Genomic DNA, 19,019 nt, shown 5'->3' on the forward strand with positions numbered 1-19,019 from the left:
ACAGGCAGGTTGCCTACGTGTTACTCACCCGTCCGCCGCTAGGGTCCGAAGACCCTCGCTCGACTTGCATGTATTAGGCACGCCGCCAGCGTTCGTCCTGAGCCAGGATCAAACTCTCCATTAAAGTATCATTTTCGGACCGAAGACCGAAATTGATACAAATCGCTCCCATCACCCGAGGGCAATGCTCGCTATAATGTAAGTTGATTAGCTCAAAAATTCATCGTTGACAACTGACGCCGGCGAAAAATCGCCGTAACAGTTGCAACATGCTGACGAGAATTTTCATTCTCTAATTCACTCACTCGTTGTTCAGTTTTCAAAGGGCAATTACAATCGACACAATCTTCTGTCGTTTGTTGTCATCCGTTTTAGCGGCGACTTTTTTAATATACCACATTCGCCTATCTCAATGCAAGCATTATTTTTATCAAAACTCGCAACGCCTGCTTATTAAGCTTTCGGAATGGACATGCCGTCTTAGCGGCGAAGACTAATTTATCACATCCTTCGAGCGAAAGTCAAGCCTCGGATTTTATAAAAAAAGAAAAAGGAGCGGAGCCCCTATAAAGCCCGCTCCATTGCACATCAATTTACTCAATCATCCCTTCAGTCGGGCTGCTCGCGGAAGCGAACCGCTTCTTCGGGATGCGCCCTGCCAGAAAACCTTTGCGTCCCGCCTCTACTGCAAGCTTGAACGCTTCCGCCATAAGTGCAGGATCATTTGCACCTGCCACCGCCGTATTAAGCAGCACTCCGTCTGCCCCAAGCTCCATGGCAAGCGCAGCATCGGCCGGACCCCCAATCCCGGCGTCGACGATAATCGGCACCTTCGCCTCTTCAATGATGAATCGCAAATTCCCTTGATTTACGATGCCTTGACCTGATCCAATCGGAGAAGCCCCAGGCATGACAGCCGCCGCGCCGGCCTCTTGCAGCTTCCGAGCCAGAATCGGGTCATCGGACGTATAAGGCAGAACGATAAAGCCTTCTTCAACAAGAATCTTCGTCGCTTCCAACGTCCCTACCGGGTCCGGGAGCAATGTCCGGGGATCGCCGATGACTTCTACTTTAATCATGTCGCATAACCCGGAAGCTTTGGCCAGGCGCGCAATGCGGACCGCTTCCTCTACCGTGTAGGCTCCCGCCGTGTTGGGAAGCAGGGTAAATTTCTTCAGGTCCAGAGACTCCAGAAAATTAGGGGCGTCCGGATTGTCGATCGGCAGTCTGCGAATCGCAAAGGTCAATACTTCCGCGGCCGAGGCTTTCACAGCTTGTTCCTGTACATCGAGTGCCGAAAATTTGCCTGTTCCGAGCAGCAGGCGGGATTGAAATTCATATGGCCCGATTTTTAACGTATCACTCATTATAATATCTCCTTCTGTTGCGAGAATAGGTCAGCCGCCGCCGACAAAATGCACAATTTCCACCCGATCGCCATCGTTCAAACGGGTCTGATCATAAACGCTGCGATCAATGATCTCCCGATTCAATTCCACTACCAAAATTTTGTTCTGCAGCTTAAACGCCGCCAGCATCTCGGCAACCGTAGATACGAGCTCCAGTTCCCTTGTCTCTCCGTTTACGACCAACTGCATAAGGTCACCTCCTCTAGTCGCGGACAACAAAAAAAGCCAACCCGTATAGGTTGACATGAACGAAAGTAGATCCGATCCGAAATTCGTCCACTTTCCTACGCTGGTATAATCCAGACACGCCTCCATGATGAAGACGCCGTCAACAGGTTCCAAGGGTCAAAGATCCGCTTCTTTTTCTCAGCCCAGCACGGCAGGGCTCCCCTAGTGGCTATGTAATTATCGATGCAAGTATATCATAATTTGCTTCTTTTGGCATCCGTGTATCGCAGTTCAAGGACGGATAATTCGGTATCGTCCGTAAAAACAATTTCCTTCACAAGCGACTTTTTAACCAGCTTGCTCATCAAGAGCGGAAGCTCCATGCGAATATCCGCCAGCTTCGGCTCCTGCTGCAGCTCCTGCAAAGTCCAAGCTTCTTCCCGGCTGCCGAGTACGTCAAGCAGAGGCGTACAGCACCGCTCCATCTTGGACATGACGGAAAATTCGCAAGCCAGGAGCACGAGCTGCACGCGCTGCTTGACCGTTTCCACGCTGAGCGTCAATTCTTCATACAACTTGTAGACTCCCGGATTGATCGACTTGATTTGACGCCATACCGTTACTTCGGGATGATGGCCCGACTCGATGATGACGATTCGCGCCCAGTGGCGCAGCGCCTCCAGTACGTTATGGTATGCATCCAGCGTATGGTCGTCGAGCAAGTACTCTTTACTTTGCAAATAGCTTCTCAAAAACTTGGAAAACTCAATGAGCAGCTTATGCTCCCTAAGATCGTCGGGGAACTCGAGCACCTTATGCCGCAAGCTTTCCAAATACATATTACGATCCAAAAGTATCTCTCCCTTTAAGATCCAATAAATAATGCTCCGCTGCTCCCCGTGTAAAATAAAGCCGTTCAGCGCATCCGGACTAATCCATCTTTCTTGTATACGACGGTTCTCTTTTATATAATGATACTGTTGATGGGCTCGTTCGGTGTCGCTGCTTATAACCAGCAGCAGCAAATCAAAACCGTCGGTAACGGCGGAAAACAGCGAAGGATTGTCAACAGCCGCCACACTGATAACGGCATCGTCCCGACGGAGCTCTTCCACCCGGTATGCTTTTAACGATTCCAACATGAAAAGAAGCCTCCTGTCATAGGGACACTTAAATCGATGCAATCATCTATTTCTACATCCCACAGCCTGTTTCCTGCAACAGGTTGTGACAAAAAGTACAATTCTTACGCGAAAGAAGTGAATATTCCATCATGAGACTAAGATCCAGCAAAGTGAATGAATTCCGGTTATGGGGGCTGCTGCTGACGATGGGCGGCATGCTATTGATGATTTTGGGACTGGCCGGGATCGTGTTTGATTGGGGGACGACCGGTCGTTGGGTCGCCGTCATCAGCATGCTGGTCGGTGCAATCGCGATGCTGGTCAGTATGGGGGTTTATTTTGCCGCGGGCATGATGTCCACAAGCGCGACGGTAGTAACGTGCCCGGAGTGCGGGAAACTGACGAAAATTCTCGGCAAAACGGACCGGTGCATGTATTGCAAAACGATATTGTCCTTGGATCCTCAGCACGCGCCTAACGAAGGCGCTGAAGATCATCCCGTGGCCGGCACGACCAAACCGACCCCTTAAGCTATTCCTTAAACTTAAAAGGATCGCCTTCAAAGTTCGAAGGCGATCCTTTTTGGTATGGCGTTACGGCGCATCGAGTACCGATTGAATCCATTTCCAGGCCTCCGGATTTTCATAACCGCGGGTCCACGAGGCAACGCCGGCCAAATCGTACTTGCGGACAAGCGCAATCCGCGCTCTTACCGACGTTTCGTCTTCAATCCAGATTCGTTTCAAATTGCCGTCTTCTTTGTATTCCACATAATTTTGTCCTGTTTCCGGGGAAAAGACCGGGGTCAACTTCATTTCTTTGATGACCCGCTGCGGCATATCCATGTATACCGACCTCGCGCTGACCTTCGTTTTGCCGTCCTTTTGAAGCTCCTCGGTCCACACCCTAGTGTAAAAGGGAATACCCAAAATAAGCTTTTGCGGCGGAATCTTCTCCTGGTTCAGCAAATCGGCGACCGATTTTTCAACCCAAGGCAGCGACGCAACCGATCCGGCTTTCGGACTGCTGGCCCAATGCTCATCGTAAGCCATCAGCACCAAGTAATCGACCACTTCCACGAGCGCTTTTCGGTCATAGAACATCGACCACGATTCGCTGCTCGAGAGCGCCGTTACATCGATGGATACAATGAGTCCCTGTTCGTGAAGCAAGGGTGTCATTTCCCTTACGAATTGAACGAGATTTTGCTTATCCTTCAGATTGACATTTTCAAAATCGATGTTGATGCCTTGCAGCGAATACATTTGCGCAAAACTGAGCAGCTGCTTGATCATTTTCATCCGCTTATCGTACGTCGCGAGCGCTTCCGTTGTCCGTTTCGGCTCGAAACCGTTGCTGAATAGCGCCCACACCTGGTACCCGTTATTATGCGCCCATTTAACGTAGGCCGGGTCTGCATTATTCTTAATGTTCCCCTCGCCGTCCTCCAACTGAAACCACGTAGGGCTGACGACATCGAGTCCCGGCATCGGCGGAATTTTCGATGTATCCGGATTTTTGTTGAATACCTGCTCCCAAGTCATATTAATCTTGCCGGCAACGGGCTGTTTGGGAACAAACTCGGGCTGCGGCGCTTGTTTCGGTATAATCTCTTCGCGGCTCGTCTCGAGATGATCTTTGCGAACGTACCCCATATGTCCGTCCTTGCGCTGCACTTGAAGCCACTCGTCCTGATCTTTCCAGACCATGACTTCTTCCCCCTGCTTCAAATCGGCATAGATCGGCGATTTGATCGACGGATCGCGGCGCATCGGAACCGTCCGTTCCGGCTTGCCAGGATAGGTGATCGCACGTTCCCAGCGAATCTTCTCCCCTTCCTTGAACAAAAAGACGGCTCCCGTTTCGGCGGCTTCGCGCAGCTCGATACCATATAGATCTTTGAGCGGATCAATGGGAAGGTATACCCCGTTGTCCGCTTTCTCAAGCGGAAACTTGAGTGTGAACGGCTTCTCGTTCACCATGCCGGTCAATTGGCTGGTGCGCAGCCGCATCACTTTATCTTGCGTCGTAATAATAACGGATTCGCTTGCTTTTTCATATATGAGTGCAGGATCTATACGCTCTTTCACAATTTCAAAGGAAAGTTTCAAGCTTTCGTTATGCCCGATCGCCGGCTGCTCCAATTGCATGCCGTTATAAAAAACGGGCTTAGGGTTGCCGCTGAAATCCGGCTGCACATGTTTCGAGTTCGGCATATATACGATATAGGCATACGTGCCAAGCAGTGCTCCGCAAATGATCGCCAGCGTGAATAAAAACCACGGCCATTTGCGTCTTCTTCTCCGGCGGATTGTGCCGGACCTATCCATCATTGACTCCATCTCTTCACTCCTGTAGCAAGATGCCTTCCCGTATTGCCGTATTAAGCAAAATGGACGTATCCGGCTCCGCTGCTGGGCAGATGGCCGAACACGTCCATTATACCGTAAATCTATCAATCTATCATCCGTTATGAACCGCGCTGCAGTCCGAGCAAATGCCGTAAACCTCTACACGGTGGCTCTTGACCTTAAAGCCTGTCAGCTCGCCCGCCGCTTTCTCCAAGTCGTCGAGAGGCGTGTATGCAAAATCAACCAGTTTGCCGCATTTCTCACATAACGCATGGTAATGATCGGATAAGTCGGCATCAAACCGGCTGGAATGATCCCCGTACGTCATTTCGCGAACAAGTCCCGCTTCAATAAATACTTTCAGGTTATTGTAGACGGTAGCGACACTCATGCTGGGAAAACGCGGAGACAGCGCTTTATAGATGTCATCCGCGGTCGGATGCGACATAGTGCCAAGCAAGTAAGACAATATGGCATGCCGCTGCGGCGTCATTCGCACGCCCATCGTTTTCAGTTGATGGAACGCCTGCTCCATTCGGGAATTCATGCTGTTCACCGCCATTCCAGGTAAAAGGATTTCGCTTCATTTTACCCGGATTTACTGCGCCTTGTCAATTGGACGGCTGGATCGATACAGAACCGTTCGTCTCGAATCGGACGGCATATTTTCCGCTGCCGATCGTACCTTCGATTGTTTTTTTGTTGACCGTGAGGGGCAACGACGATTGGATTCCGTTCTCTCTGCCCTTCCCTGCCACACGGTAGTCTCCTTGTGTCGGCAGTCGAAGCTCGATTTTACCGTTCGAGGTTCTTACGTCCCAATCGCCGCTGATCGTATCGCTGGATGCTTCAACCGTGCCATTGGTCGTCTCGGCTTTCAGCTTCACAACTTTGCCGTCGACCTTGACGGAGCCGTTGGTCGTATGCGCATTGACATTGCCCGCAATCCCCTGAACGTTAAGCTCTCCGTTCGTAGACTCCAACATCGCGTCGCCCCGGTGATCCGTAACCGAAACACGTCCATTCGTAGTCTTCAGCGTAATCGGTCCCTCGGTTCTGCTGGAGGTGATGGAACCGTTCGTCGTTTCAAATCGAAGTTCTCCGGCCAGATCCGATATAGAAATCGCACCATTCGTCGTTTCCGCTTTCAGGCGCTGCTTGATTGGAAGCTGGGCCGCTTCGATTTTGCCGTTCTTCGTCTGCATCTCCAGATTGATCTTTTGCTGCGCCGGAACGGTAACGACAAGATCCATTCGCGGGTATTTGCCTCCGATGATCGAACCGTCGTATTGTTTGCCTGCCGCTTGAATTTCGAGCGTATCGCCGGACGATTGGTATTCGATCTTCGATTCGTCGGCAATGCTGCGCGCTTCTTTCTCATCCTTCACTTTTACGTACATTATAAGGGCGACCTGCACCTTATCCACGTTTCCTGGCTTGACGACAACGCTTCCGTCCCGGTCGTTGATCTTGACATTGCCGATCGCCGGGCTGATTGGAATTTCGGTAACGCCTTTGTCAAACTTATAACCTTCTCCAAAAGAGCCGATCACATCGCCAATATCAGATATTCCGTTTATTTTTTTGAAAATATCGGCTGATTGCGTACTGACGATGACCACCGCGGAAATGATCACGGCGAATATGATGCCTGGGATGTCCAGCTTAAGCGGTCTGCCGGTGCTTCCGTACTTCATATTGAAAAGAAGATATTCGACTCCTAAACATATGAACAACAGCGGCCACCAATCAATCAGCTCCGCGGTTAACCGGGTGCCCGTCGCTTTATCGATTATGACAGAGGCACCGACCGCCACGAGCAACAACGCCGCCGTATAACGTCCTGCTTTATGCATGATGTCTCGCTCCTTACTTCTTTTTCGATTCTTTATAGAACATGTATGCGCCTACGCCGATCAAAATAATAGCCCCCACCGACGATCCGACCATTTCGAAAACGTGTTCAAGCCAAGCCGGCTTTCCTCCTGCCAAAAACAACAGCGCCCCAATACCAATCAGAACGTATCCGATCAAGTTGCTCCCGCCGCGTCTTTCATTCGGAAAACCGCCTTCAGGCATGTCGCCGGGCATCGATTCACTGAAAAACCCCGGCATCTCAGCATGATTCACTTTGTCGGTCTGCTGCAGCGCGTCAAATATATTATAGAAATAAATCACAGGTACGAGCAGCGAGAACAGCACGACAAGCGGAATACTATTTCCGTTGGTCGCAAAAAATACAATGGCGAATATATTCAGGAAAAACAACAGCATCATGCTCAGCCCGCGTTGCATCAGCCCCAAATAAAATTGACCGGTCCCGGGAATGCAGCAAGAAAGCAAGCCAGCAATCCACTTGTTCTTCCTCAGTCTCGGGCGGAAAAACGGATCAAAGGGCACCTGCCGCCTCTGTCCGTAACGTTCCAGTCGTTCCCGCAGAAACTCCTCCTCCGTATCTTGTTCGGTTCCTGGAGTCTTTTTCGTATCATCCTGCATCGTTCCGATCCTCCTTATGTCAACAGCTGCTTCGATAACAATTCGATCGTTTGAAATAATAAGCGTGTGCCGCTGCGAACGCCGGCTTCCAGCTCGTAGGCGTCTAACGATATGAGCTTCCCCATAGCGCCCGAATAAATGAACAGGAACGTTGCCGCAGTGGCCACCAAACCGTTCGCAAGTTCCGTGCGCCAGAACGTTTTTTTTCCGGCCGTCTCCTGTTTGAGGGCAGGCCTCTCCACCGCCATCGGCGGCTCCTGCCGCAGCGCCTCCATCACCCGGTCGGACAATCCGCTGGGAGCATCCAGAAGCGGCATATTCTCGAGCAGCAGTTCCATATCCACGAAAGCGGCAAGGCGTCTGCGGCAGTCCGGGCATGCGCGAAGATGAAGGGCGACCCGTTTGTTCATTAGTTCGTCGATATGCTTATTTAGATACCGCTCTAGAGTCCGGTCGTCGGGATGCATGATGTTCATGCCCTCGCACCTCCATCCATTTTTCCTTCAAAAGCGATTTCCCACGGTAAAGCCGGGTTTCGATCGTTTTGAGAGGAAGCCCGGTAATATCCGATATTTCCTGATACGACAACTGCTTATAATGATAAAGATACATCACAAGCCGGTATTTGTCAGGCAAATCCGACAACAGACGCTGCATGGTTTCCTGCTCTTCCTTCTGCAAGGCTCGTGCTTCCGGCTCCTCCCTCCGGTCACCGAACCATCCCTTCACTTTGTCCAAAATGGCTTCATACGGCTTGCGGCGCTGAGATCTACGGTAGTCGGTCACCAAATTGACGGTTAACCGGTAAACCCATGTCTTAAACTTGGCGTCCCCCCGAAAATGCTCAAGCGAACGATACATTTTAATGAAAACTTCCTGCGTCAAATCTTCGGCGGTCTCACGGTGGCCGGTCATGCGATAGGTCAGCGTATAAATGTAATTTTGATGACGTTCCATCAAGTGCCGATACGCTTCGTCTTCGCCCTGGCGGACTCGATCGATCAGCTGCTCATCCGTCATTTGGTCCACCCGGTTCACCGCCTTTTGCTTCTTTCATAAGAGTTAGACGGCTTTCTTCGGCGTACCCCTTCATTTCTTCAAAAATATTTTTCAATCGCATACGACCGATTTCACGCCGTCCAAATGTTTCAGATCTTCTACGGTCTGCAGCAGCATTCCTTCTTTGGCAAGACGCAGGTTCAACATAATCAATACAGATTGATCCGTTTCGTCGCTTTCCGGCTGTTCTTCTACAGACAGCATTTTAATGACTCCGCCCCGATTCGCGACCACGAGCGATACCCGCGAGAGCAGGCCCGGCGTATCGGCCGCCCGCAGTTTGAAGTGATGCAGCTTTTTGCCGCGAAAATACTTTTTCTCAATGCGGTTTAAGACGAACAAGCTGATCAGTACAAGCAGCTCCGCCAGTACGGCCGCGTAGTAAAAACCAGCGCCGATCGCGAGGCCAATCGCCGCCACGACCCATAGAGAAGCCGCCGTCGTCAGACCGGTAATCGATTTACCCGTAAATAAAATCGTCCCAGCTCCGAGAAAGCCTATGCCGCTAATGACTTGCGCCGCCAGGCGGGCGGGGTCGAGCCTTACATTATCAAGCGCAGCGAATTCGGAAAAACCGTACATCGACAGCAGCATAACGAGCGTGGCGCCGATGCAGACCAAAATATGCGTCCTCATGCCGGCGGCATGGCTGCTGTGCTCGCGTTCAAACCCGATCAAGCCCCCAAGCAAAAAGGCAAGCGCCAGGCGGAGCGTAATGTGTGCAGGATCGATAAACCATGGATTCGTTGCCACTTTTCCGCCTCCTTTTGAGACATTCTACTGCTTATTGTACCATGTTCCGCAGAAGTTAACGGTTTTCGGAAAAAAACGATTGACTTCACCGCGGCGCAAGGTAGACTTAGTATCAGTGAAACGTTTAAATCATCGAAAAAATGGGAGGCGTTCCCGAAATGCTGACGGATGTAATGATACGTAAACACCAGGTGCAGCGGCTCGCGGCGGAGCATGCGATGGCACTTCCGCTCTTGGCAAGCGGCTACTGGTTTCATAAAGATGTGCGCGACAACTTTTACTTCGCGATCCACTTGTTCGGATATACGGCGGAAGGTGCGCCGGATTGGACGGAAGCGAAACGGGTCGAAGGCCAGGCGCTTGCCGTACGGATGCTGCAACATGTTCTCAAGCTGCAGATGCAGGATGCAAGCCATCCGATGTACGGACATTGGCCGTTGAATTTGGGGTCGGATCCGGCATCGGCCAAGCCTCACGTATTGCCTGTAGAATTGATGGGCTGCATGCTGATGTTTTTTTATGAGAAATACCGGGAGGCGCTGCCTGCGGAGCTGAAAAGCGAAATCAGCTTGTCCATTTTGCACATTTACCAAAGCAGCGTGTACCGCCATCCGCTGAAGTCGATGCACCATCACGAAGCAAAGCATACGGCGCTCAAGCTGCTGCTCGGCCATGAATTCGGCGACGAAGCGCTGCTTGAAGAAGGCATTCGCTGCGCGCAGCGTTTGCTGCAGCATGTACGTACGTTCGGCTTCAAGGAATACGGCTGCCTGCCATGGCATTGGCACTGGATTCAAGCGTTCACCTGCGTTTGGGACACCGTTCAGGACGAAGCGGCGCGAGCGGTGGCGGGAGAGCTGCTCGACTATTTGTGGAGCTTGCGGGCGGAGGCGTACTTGCGCGGGACGTGGGTCGGTCCGCATTCGCGGATCTGGCCTCACGACGCGCCGAAGGATACGAACACGCCGCTCGATTATATCGCCTTCGGCGACTTTCCGGCGCCGAATACGTTCCCGCGGCTCGAGGGAGCGGCGCTGTACACCTACGAGGTGTCAGCGGCGGTACGCGAGCGCGCCATGGCGCAAGCCGAGCCGCGCGAGGTGAAGCGGCTGATTCGCTTCGCCGCAGAGGACGGCGAAGTCACGTCTGCGGCGCACACGTATACATACGTGACGCGGGATTATGCGCTCGGCGGTATTTACGAGCGCCGCGAGGAGTTCGACAACGAACAGCTCCGCTGGGACGTGTCGCTGCCTCTCGATTCGGAGCCGGCCGCAGCTGGCGTGAATCAGCTGTATTTCTTCCATCCGGGCAGCAAGTATGCGCCCGGCGATGATCGGCACGCAAGCCCGTACGGCGAAGTGCTCTTCGACAGAGGCGCCTCGCTGCAGCTTTGGGCGATTCCCGAGGAAGCGGCCGGCGAAGCCTTCGACTCGCTTGTCGGCTGCCTGCCAAAAGGCGAGTGGCGCTTCGACAAATTTGGCGGCTGCGGCAAGCTGGGCTCCGTCTACGCCGCCTTTCACGCTTATGGCGGCGAGCCTGTCGCTATAACGGAAAAAGCAGATCGCTACTCTGTAGCCGTGTCTCTCGAGGAGGGCCGCCGCGCAGGCATCATTGTGGAAGTGATGTCGACCGACGAAGCCGACGCTCAGGGAGTCCACAATCTCGACGATTGGTTGTCGGCTGTGAGAGAACGATTCTCTAATGCTTTCAAGCCGCAACAGGATTCACTGGCCGTGTCGTACCCCTCTATACGCGGAAAACAGCTTCATCTCGCAGTCGGCAACGACGGTCTTTTGACGTCTCGGAACATCAACGGAACGGGTATCGCGTTCGACGATTATACTATTTTCTGAAATTGCGTTAGCGTAATGCCGGGAGCAACGAGCCTCACCCTTACCGGCTCATAGCCGTGCTTGCCGTACAGCTCGATGGCCGGCGTATTATTTGTGCCCGTCGATACTTTGATGCACATGCCGGGAACGGCGAATTGCTCCGCATGCTTCAGCAGGCCGGTCGCGATCCCGCGGCGGAAATAATCGGGATGCGTCATCATGCGGCAAATCGTCAGCTCTTTCGCGCTCTGCTTGCAGGAGACGGCGCCGACCAATCGCCCTTTGCCGTCCGGCTCATCTATTTCATCATAATAGCCGAAGAACGATTCCTCCGACTCTCTCAGCGTTTGCGGGGAATCAAACAGCGGCGGTATCTCGTTGAAACCGATTAGCTCCGCTTCGATCCGGTATGCAAGCTGCTGAAGCGATAACAGTTCCAACGTTTCGTGCAGGTCGGTCAAATCTATTTTTCGAATCATGGCGCAGCTCCCTTCTTGGTTGGAAGGACTTTGTAAAGAAAAGCTTCTAATCGTAGTTTAAAAAAGTGGTATGTCCGCGGGACCGACTTTCGGAGTCGTGCCCGCTGGCATACCACTTTATTTATCCCGCTAACAATTAAGGCGGTCAATGATTAACTTGTTTACTAATCCCGGGTTCGCCTTCCCTTTCGTTTCCTTCATCACTTGCCCGACAAGGAATCCGACCGCCTTTTCTTTCCCGGCCTTGTAGTCGGCAACGGATTGCGGATTATTGGCCACGATCTGGTCGACGACCGCTTTGATCGCACCTTCGTCGCTGATTTGCACAAGTCCTTGCTCCTCAACGATCGTCTGCGGCGCTTTGCCGGTTTCCAGCATCGTTTTGAACACCGTCTTTGCGATTTTGCTGCTGATCGTCCCTTTCTCCATCAGGCCGATCATTTCGCCAAGCCCCTGGCCTGTCACTTTCACGTCCGACAGCTCCAAATTATTCGCATTCAAATAGCCGAGCAGGTCACCCATAATCCAGTTGGACACGGCTTTGGCGTCCTTCGTATACTTCAAGCTTTCCTCGAAGAAGTCCGCCACTTTGATCGACGAAGTGATCACTTCCGCATCATAACTCGGCAAGGCATACTCGTTCACATAACGCGATTTGCGTGCATCCGGCAGTTCCGGGATGGACGCCTTTACGCGGGCCTTCCAATTGTCGTCGATATGCATCGAGACGAGATCCGGGTCCGGGAAATAGCGGTAATCGTGCGCCTGTTCCTTGCTCCGCATCGTAAGCGTCTTGCCTTGGGCTTCGTCCCAGCGGAGCGTTTCCTGTACGACGGTTCCACCGCCGTCCAGCACATCCGCCTGGCGCCACTCCTCGTACTCCAGCCCGCGTTGCACGCCGCGGAACGAGTTCATATTCTTGAGCTCGGCTTTCGTTCCGAACTCCTTCTGACCGTACGGGCGAAGGCTGATGTTCGCGTCGCAGCGCAGCGAGCCTTCCTCCATCTTCACATCGGACACGTCGCAGTATTGCATGATCGCTTTCAGCTTCTCCAAGTAGGCACGCGCCTCTTCAGGGGAGCGCAAATCCGGTTCGGAGACGATTTCGATCAGCGGCGTTCCGACCCGGTTAAAGTCCACGAGCGACGCATAGCCGCCGTCAACGTGCGTCAGCTTGCCCGCATCTTCCTCCAGATGGACGCGGGTGATACCGATCCGTTTCGTCTCGCCGTTCACTTCGATTTCGATCCAACCGTGTTCTCCGACAGGTTGATCGTATTGGGAAATTTGATACGCCTTAGGCGAATCGGGATAAAAATAGTTTTTCCGGTCGAACTTGCTTACCGTCGCAATTTGGCAATTTAGCGCCATCGCCGCTTTCATGGCATACTCCACCGCTTGCTTGTTCAGCACCGGGAGCACGCCAGGATGCCCGAGGCAAATCGGGCACGTATGCGTATTCGGCGGAGCTCCGAATGCAGTGGAGCAGCCGCAGAAAATTTTGGAGTTTGTATGCAGTTCAACGTGGACTTCGAGGCCGATGACCGTTTCGTATTTCTTATCGGTTGCTGTTGTCACGTAAGTTTGCTCCTTTCTATATTGCAACTTATGCTAGCGAAGCTATTGCATCCGTTGTCAATGATATTGCAACTTATGCTAGCGAAGCTATAGCATCAGTTGTCAATGATATGCAACTTCAATGTCCCTTTTTACAAATGCGGACGCTGCTTGTGGAAGTCCGTTTGCTGCTCGTATGCGTGGGCTACGCGCAGCACCGTGGATTCGTCGAGCGGTTTGCCGATAATTTGCAGGCCGATCGGGAGCCCGTCTGCAAAGCCGCACGGCACGCTAACGGCCGGAACACCGGCCAAGTTAACCGGAATCGTCAAAATATCGTTCAAGTACATCGTCAGCGGGTCGTTCGCTTGCGATCCGATTTTGAAAGCCGTCGTCGGCACCGTTGGTCCGATGATCACGTCATATCGTTCAAATACCTGGTCGAAATCGCGTTTGATCAGCGTGCGAACCTTTTGCGCCTTCAAATAGTACGCATCGTAATAACCAGAGCTGAGCGCGTACGTTCCGAGCATGATCCGGCGTTTCACCTCGTCGCCGAAGCCTTCGCTGCGGGACTTGAGATAAACGTCCAGCAAGTTTTTCGGGTTTTCCGCACGTTCGCCGTAACGAACACCGTCGAATCGGGCCAAGTTGGAGGAAGCTTCCGACGAGGCAAGCAAATAATAGGTAGCGACGGCGTACTCCGAGTGCGGCAAAGATACTTCTTCGACGATCGCCCCTTGCGCTTCCAACACTTTCAAAGCGGTCAACACCGCGTCCTTCACTTTCGGATCGATGCCTTCCCCGAAATACTCCTTCGGCACCGCGATGCGCAAACCTTTCACATCGCCCGTCAATGCGCTCAAATAGTCCGGTATATCCGCGTTCAACGACGTCGAATCCATCGGGTCGTGTCCTGCGATCGCCTGCAGCAGGTACGCGCTGTCTTCCACGTTTTTGGTCAGCGGACCGATTTGATCGAGCGAAGACGCGAAGGCGACGAGCCCGAATCGGGACACAAGACCGTACGTCGGCTTCAGCCCGACAATGCCGCAATAGGACGCCGGTTGACGAATCGATCCGCCGGTGTCGGAGCCGAGCGAGAAAAATACTTCTCCGGCCGCAACCGCTGCTGCGGAACCGCCGCTCGAACCCCCGGGCACATAATCCTGATTCCAAGGATTAAAAGTCGGATGAAAGCTTGAGTTTTCATTCGAGCCGCCCATCGCGAATTCATCCATGTTGAGCTTGCCGATGGTAACGGCTTGCGCTTCCTTCAGCTTTTTCACGACGGTGGCGTCATACACCGGATTGAAATTGCGCAAAAATTGGCTTGCGCATGTCGTCGTAAGGCCTTCGGTCACAATGTTGTCCTTGATGCCGATAGGCAACCCGAACAGCAGCCCTCTCGCGCTGCTTTCCGACTGCTCGTCCAACGCTTTGGCGTTTTCGCGCGCGCCGTCCTCATCCAACGTTAAAAATGCCTTCACCTTGCCGTCCACGGCGGCAATTCGTTTATAAGACGCGTCTACCAAATCGGAGACGGTAATTTCTTTGGAATGAAGCTTGTTATGCAGCTCCTGCAATCGTAAATCAAACAATGACAAGCGGATATCCTCCCTTCAAAATCGCGGCGCAAAACGGATTATTCCAGTACGGCCGGCACCTTAATTTGTCCTTCCTCTTCATCCGGCGCGTTCAACAGCACCTTCTCGATCGGCAGCGACGCTCTAACGGCATCTTCGCGCATCACATTTATGAGCGGCATCGCGTGGCTCGTTGGCTCAACGCCTTCCGTATCAAGCGCGTTCAACTGCTCCGCATATTTTAAAATTGCGTTTAGCTGCTCGGTGAACTGCTCCTTCTCGCGCTCACTCAGCTCAAGTCTGGCGAGGCTTGCAACGTGCTCCACATCCTTGACGGTAATACTCATCCTTTTGCACCTCACTCTATGGCAATCATTTTTCCTATTATAGCTTAGATGGAATAGGTTCTCAATTGCCGAAATCGGGTTCGCATGCCGAGACAGCCGGTACGAGCGATAGCAGGTGCGAAAAAACGATAGCCATGGCTAAACGGCTTCGCCGACCCGATACGACATCCATTCCGCTACCGCCACCGGGTGAATGATTCGATGTTGCCGTTGCAGCACAGGCCGCGCGAAGCGCATAGAGCCAGCTTCCTCACGTCACAATGAACAGAGAGTGCTCCCCCGTTGCATTGCCGGTTTGGCGTTGCACTTTCTTTATAACGCTAAAAAAACCGGCTGCAATCCTTCTCCAGGAAACGCGCCGGTACAGTTCTTTTTAAAAGAGGATCGCTCTCTTTATTACAAAAGCCGGGATTAAATCCATGCTTTCAAATTGATCTGCTTGATAAAATCTTCCTTCGACTGCACATCTTTAGTGGCCTCGGCTTCCGCTCCGGCATCGACGTTCTCTCCGTTCATAATACGGCGAAACATCTCCTCATTACGGGTGGCAAGCGCAAAATCGATCAGCGCTTCCTGCTCCAGCCGGTCGACTTCCTGTTGAATCAGCACTTCCTCCAGCTCGATATCCGCACCGGGCACAAAATAATGTTTATTCGTTTTCGGCACCCGTACGACGTAATCGAAAACGTTATCCGCGTTACGGTCGTAAGCGATAATATACCCGTACTCCCCGATCGGCAAATTTTGTTCAAAGCTGTCCGCGATAACAATTACCTTTTGTCCCAACCGCAGCATGGACATTTCCCCCTTGGATCTACCGGCCCTCGCTCTTGATTCATGCTGAATTTCGTATATGATGGATTCAGAAAATGTTGTTGCAAATGAGGTGCCTCATGAATCGTGCCCGCAATGGTCGCTTAGTATGGATTATAATTCTATTAATCTTAACATTATTCTTTTGGTTAAGCAATGCTAGAGTACCCGCTCAGGCACATCCTTTAAACAACGGATACTCGCAATTGTCCGTTACCGCCAAAGGCGTCGACTACGAATTGTTTATACCGGAAAACAGTCTCCTTATGTTCGATATCGATCACGACAACAAGATAACGGAGAGGGAATTGACCGATAAACACAGCGAGATGACTCGCTATGTTACGGACCGGCTTCGACTCGAACAAGATATGGAACCGATGACTGTGACGATGAAAAGCATCCATTTGGACGAAAAAGACACGATTCCGGGCGTCAGCTTTTCCCTGAATTACGATGCGTTCAAACCGATTCAACGCTTTATCATCGACTACAACCTGTTATTTGACGATGCGGACCCGGCTCATCTGAACTTCGTGCTGATCACGGAAGGAGACGATATCGACCAGGCGGTGCTGGACAGCGCACATCGCTCCTACCATTACGAGTCGTTTCATCCCGCGACGCCGGGGACGGTGTTATGGAACTTTTTTATGCTGGGCGTGGAGCATATATTGACCGGTTACGACCATTTGCTCTTTTTATTCTCCCAGCTGCTCATCGCCGTCCGCACCGCCGAGATCGTCAAAATCGTGACCGCCTTCACGATCGCGCACAGCATTACGCTGCTGCTCGCAGCAACAGGCATTATTCGGTTGCCGGGTACCTGGGTCGAGGTCGGCATTGCGCTGACGATTTGTTATGTCGCCATCGAAAATATCGTTGTGAAAACAAGCCGATTCCGCTGGCTGCTCACGTTCGCCTTCGGCCTCATTCACGGGATCGGCTTTGCTGGCGCATTGGGAGAAATCGGTCTGCCGCAGTCTTATTTTCTCGGCTCGCTGCTTATTTTCAATCTCGGCGTGGAGGCCGGACAGCTGGCGATCGTCGTCCTGGTGCTCCCTCTACTCGTTCGGCTGCAGCGATTCGGATGGTACGGGAAAGCGGTCATTATCGGCGGTTCGGTACTGATTTTTGTATTGGCGGCCAAATGGGCGTTGGAACGGGCAGGGCTATTGTGAGGATGAACTGGACATAAGCCTGTTTGCAGCTTTACGATATGAAGAAACGCAAAATTACAACGAGGGGATGGAATGGTACAATGACGGATTCATTACGTTATCCGATCGGCCGATTCGTGAAGCCGGAGAAAATGGACATGGCACAGGTTCAAGGATGGATTCGCGATATTGAGGAGCTGCCTCAGCGGGTAAGGGATGCGCTGCAAACGGCGAGCGCTGCGCAGTACGACACCCCTTACCGGCCGGGGGGATGGACCGTGCGGCAAGTCGTGCATCATTTGGTCGACAGCCATATGAACAGCGTCATTCGTTTCAAACTTGCACTGACGGAGGACAATCCGACCATCAAGCCTTATCGGGAAGAGGCTTGGGCCGAGCTTCCGGACACATTGTATGCACCGGTCGAACTGTCGCTCGCATTGCTGGACGTATTGCATGCGCGCTGGGTTCTGCTGCTCCGCGCCTTGTCGGAAGCCGACTTGCTGCGCACGTTTCACCATCCCGACTCCGGCAGCGTTCCGCTATATGAAAATATCGGCATCTACGCGTGGCACGGCCGGCATCATCTCGCGCATATCCGGCTTATAACCGGATAAGCCCCTCTCGGGAAACCGTGAGCTTCTCGAATCCGGTTTCGGTCACGACATAGCTGTTCTCGATGCCGACTACCCCCCGCTGCGGGAACGTGAATTTCGGTTCGATCGCGATCACCATACCCGGCTCGAGCGGATAGCGAAAGCCTCTGGCAAGCACAGGCAGTTCGTCGATTTCGAGGCCTATGCCGTGGCCCAAAAATTTGACCTGATCGTCCCCGTACCCCATGTAATGGTCACTTAGCCCCGCTTCATGCGCCATCTGCAAGGAATGCAAGTACAGCCGCTCGCATTCCGTTCCCGGTATCAACATCACTTCGACGCTGCGAATGATCTGTTCGGACGTTTCATAGGCGTCCGCCAGATCGTCCGCAAGGTTCCCGATCACGACGGTTCGCGTCTGATCGATGACATAGCCGTCGATGCAGCAGCCAATGTCCATCAAAATCGGCTCGTCCCGTCCGATAGGACGGCGGCTCACACTCTGCGGTACCGCCGGACCGAGGCCTTGTCCGCCTGCCGGGCCGTCGAAGTAGGTCGGCACCGCGGCAGCCGCTCCCGCTCCCAGCATCCCGGTAATGACCTCCTGGTTGTAGCCGCGCATCCGCATCGTGCCGATGTGGCCTTGCCGCCGGATGAAATATTCGATCCCGGCCATCACCTCAAGCTCGGTCATCCCGGGCTGCAGACGGCAGAGCGCATCCTCGAAGGCGGCGTCGATGACCCGGGCCGCCTCACGGATGCTGGCGAGTTCCAGCGGCGATTTGATCATCCGCGTCTCGCGGATGATCGTGGAGCCGTCCACCCACTCTGCATGCGGGAGGACGTTTTGCAGCCGCTGATGCTGCTGTACGGGCAGCACGTCGAATTCGGCGGCAAGCCGGATCGTCGACTTGCCCTCGCCCTTCGCTCCCCGCGCGAGCTGCGGGAACGCCGCCGCTATCCGCTCGCCAAAGGCTCGGAACGAGCCGAGCGGCTCTACGGTTGCATTGGCTTCCTGCTGAGCACGCATGACGCTGCGGCGCACAAGGAAAAGCGGCTCGCCTTCGGCGGGCACGATTAAGTAGCCCGTCTGCATCGAGCCGGTCAAATAATACAAATCCACATTTTGCGTTACGATAAAGCCGTCGATTTGCTGAGCCTGCATCTTTTGCTGCAGCCGGTGAAGACGCTGCTTGTATTCGGTCCGATTCATCGCCGAAATCCTCCGATTGTAAATAAGGTTATGATCATCATTGTACATGACCGGCGGCGGGAGGAAAAGGCCG

Annotated in this window: 20 protein-coding genes and 1 rRNA gene; 4 read left to right on the forward strand and 17 right to left on the reverse strand. The window is 52.9% G+C overall.

What is annotated here, in order from left to right; genetic code table 11:
* From ACFQI7_RS23185 to ACFQI7_RS23200, 4 genes are all read right to left on the reverse strand, one after another.
* Positions 1–124, reverse strand: a 16S ribosomal RNA gene (locus ACFQI7_RS23185); the annotation flags it as partial.
* A gap of 469 nt (positions 125–593) precedes the next feature.
* A complete protein-coding gene (locus ACFQI7_RS23190) occupies positions 594–1,367 on the reverse strand; it encodes a thiazole synthase (protein WP_218099946.1) in 774 nt (257 codons plus the stop codon).
* Positions 1,368–1,397: 30 nt separating this feature from the next.
* Positions 1,398–1,598, reverse strand: a complete 201-nt coding sequence (gene thiS, locus ACFQI7_RS23195; protein ID WP_218099947.1) for a sulfur carrier protein ThiS — start codon at positions 1,596–1,598, stop codon at positions 1,398–1,400.
* Positions 1,599–1,831: 233 nt separating this feature from the next.
* Positions 1,832–2,719 carry a nucleotidyltransferase-like protein gene (locus ACFQI7_RS23200; protein WP_230415112.1) on the reverse strand — a complete coding sequence of 296 codons (888 nt, stop codon included), beginning with the start codon at positions 2,717–2,719 and terminating at the stop codon, positions 1,832–1,834.
* 131 nt (positions 2,720–2,850) lie between these two features.
* On the opposite strand from ACFQI7_RS23200, the gene ACFQI7_RS23205 reads away from it, so the two are divergent.
* Positions 2,851–3,231, forward strand: coding sequence for a DUF2614 family zinc ribbon-containing protein (locus tag ACFQI7_RS23205; RefSeq protein ID WP_218099948.1), 381 nt, complete (start codon positions 2,851–2,853; stop codon positions 3,229–3,231).
* Positions 3,232–3,294: 63 nt separating this feature from the next.
* Here the strand turns inward: ACFQI7_RS23205 and ACFQI7_RS23210 are convergent, their stop codons facing one another.
* From ACFQI7_RS23210 to ACFQI7_RS23240, 7 genes are all read right to left on the reverse strand, one after another.
* Positions 3,295–5,043 carry a glycosyl hydrolase family 18 protein gene (locus ACFQI7_RS23210; protein ID WP_218099949.1) on the reverse strand — a complete coding sequence of 583 codons (1,749 nt, stop codon included), beginning with the start codon at positions 5,041–5,043 and terminating at the stop codon, positions 3,295–3,297.
* Between the two features lie 121 nt (positions 5,044–5,164).
* Positions 5,165–5,599, reverse strand: coding sequence for a Fur family transcriptional regulator (locus ACFQI7_RS23215; protein ID WP_218099950.1), 435 nt, complete (start codon positions 5,597–5,599; stop codon positions 5,165–5,167).
* Positions 5,600–5,663: 64 nt separating this feature from the next.
* Positions 5,664–6,908, reverse strand: a complete 1,245-nt coding sequence (locus ACFQI7_RS23220; RefSeq protein WP_218099951.1) for a DUF4097 family beta strand repeat-containing protein — start codon at positions 6,906–6,908, stop codon at positions 5,664–5,666.
* A 13-nt stretch (positions 6,909–6,921) separates the two neighbouring features.
* Complete coding sequence (locus tag ACFQI7_RS23225) at positions 6,922–7,548, reverse strand: hypothetical protein (RefSeq protein ID WP_218099952.1); 627 nt, start codon at positions 7,546–7,548, stop codon at positions 6,922–6,924.
* A gap of 14 nt (positions 7,549–7,562) precedes the next feature.
* A complete protein-coding gene (locus tag ACFQI7_RS23230) occupies positions 7,563–8,024 on the reverse strand; it encodes a cupin domain-containing protein (protein ID WP_218099953.1) in 462 nt (153 codons plus the stop codon).
* Positions 7,975–8,586, reverse strand: coding sequence for an RNA polymerase sigma factor (locus ACFQI7_RS23235; protein WP_377517676.1), 612 nt, complete (start codon positions 8,584–8,586; stop codon positions 7,975–7,977). The genes ACFQI7_RS23230 and ACFQI7_RS23235 overlap by 50 nt, the downstream gene beginning before the upstream one ends.
* 72 nt (positions 8,587–8,658) lie before the next feature.
* Positions 8,659–9,360 (reverse strand): MgtC/SapB family protein, encoded by a 702-nt coding sequence (locus ACFQI7_RS23240; protein WP_218099954.1) that lies wholly within the window; start codon positions 9,358–9,360, stop codon positions 8,659–8,661.
* Between the two features lie 158 nt (positions 9,361–9,518).
* Between ACFQI7_RS23240 and ACFQI7_RS23245 the strand changes: the two genes are divergently transcribed.
* Entirely contained in the window at positions 9,519–11,216 is a 1,698-nt protein-coding gene (locus tag ACFQI7_RS23245) for a hypothetical protein (RefSeq protein ID WP_218099955.1), read from the forward strand.
* On the opposite strand, the gene ACFQI7_RS23250 is transcribed toward ACFQI7_RS23245, so the two are convergent.
* The 5 genes from ACFQI7_RS23250 to ACFQI7_RS23270 form a co-directional block, all read right to left on the reverse strand.
* Positions 11,201–11,674: a GNAT family N-acetyltransferase gene (locus ACFQI7_RS23250; protein WP_218099956.1), complete on the reverse strand. Its 474-nt coding sequence runs from the start codon at positions 11,672–11,674 to the stop codon at positions 11,201–11,203. The genes ACFQI7_RS23245 and ACFQI7_RS23250 overlap by 16 nt on opposite strands.
* A 129-nt stretch (positions 11,675–11,803) precedes the next feature.
* Positions 11,804–13,252, reverse strand: coding sequence for an Asp-tRNA(Asn)/Glu-tRNA(Gln) amidotransferase subunit GatB (gatB, locus tag ACFQI7_RS23255; protein ID WP_218099957.1), 1,449 nt, complete (start codon positions 13,250–13,252; stop codon positions 11,804–11,806).
* A gap of 131 nt (positions 13,253–13,383) precedes the next feature.
* Positions 13,384–14,838 (reverse strand): Asp-tRNA(Asn)/Glu-tRNA(Gln) amidotransferase subunit GatA, encoded by a 1,455-nt coding sequence (gatA, locus tag ACFQI7_RS23260; protein WP_218099958.1) that lies wholly within the window; start codon positions 14,836–14,838, stop codon positions 13,384–13,386.
* Positions 14,839–14,876: 38 nt separating this feature from the next.
* Positions 14,877–15,164: an Asp-tRNA(Asn)/Glu-tRNA(Gln) amidotransferase subunit GatC gene (gene gatC, locus ACFQI7_RS23265; protein ID WP_218099959.1), complete on the reverse strand. Its 288-nt coding sequence runs from the start codon at positions 15,162–15,164 to the stop codon at positions 14,877–14,879.
* Positions 15,165–15,575: 411 nt separating this feature from the next.
* Positions 15,576–15,959 (reverse strand): ATPase, encoded by a 384-nt coding sequence (locus ACFQI7_RS23270; RefSeq protein ID WP_218099960.1) that lies wholly within the window; start codon positions 15,957–15,959, stop codon positions 15,576–15,578.
* Positions 15,960–16,183: 224 nt separating this feature from the next.
* Here ACFQI7_RS23270 and ACFQI7_RS23275 point away from each other — a divergent pair, with 224 nt between their 5' ends.
* Both ACFQI7_RS23275 and ACFQI7_RS23280 read left to right on the forward strand, forming a co-directional pair.
* Positions 16,184–17,158 carry a HupE/UreJ family protein gene (locus tag ACFQI7_RS23275; RefSeq protein ID WP_218099961.1) on the forward strand — a complete coding sequence of 325 codons (975 nt, stop codon included), beginning with the start codon at positions 16,184–16,186 and terminating at the stop codon, positions 17,156–17,158.
* A gap of 80 nt (positions 17,159–17,238) precedes the next feature.
* Positions 17,239–17,754, forward strand: coding sequence for a YfiT family bacillithiol transferase (locus tag ACFQI7_RS23280; RefSeq protein WP_218099962.1), 516 nt, complete (start codon positions 17,239–17,241; stop codon positions 17,752–17,754).
* On the opposite strand, the gene ACFQI7_RS23285 is transcribed toward ACFQI7_RS23280, so the two are convergent.
* Entirely contained in the window at positions 17,741–18,946 is a 1,206-nt protein-coding gene (locus tag ACFQI7_RS23285; RefSeq protein WP_218099963.1) for a M24 family metallopeptidase, read from the reverse strand. The two genes, ACFQI7_RS23280 and ACFQI7_RS23285, sit on opposite strands and share 14 nt — an antisense overlap.
* Positions 18,947–19,019: the final 73 nt, after the last annotated feature.

It is taken from the genome of Paenibacillus allorhizosphaerae (assembly GCF_042659105.1).
In the GTDB taxonomy this organism is placed as follows: domain Bacteria; phylum Bacillota; class Bacilli; order Paenibacillales; family NBRC-103111; genus Paenibacillus_G; species Paenibacillus_G allorhizosphaerae.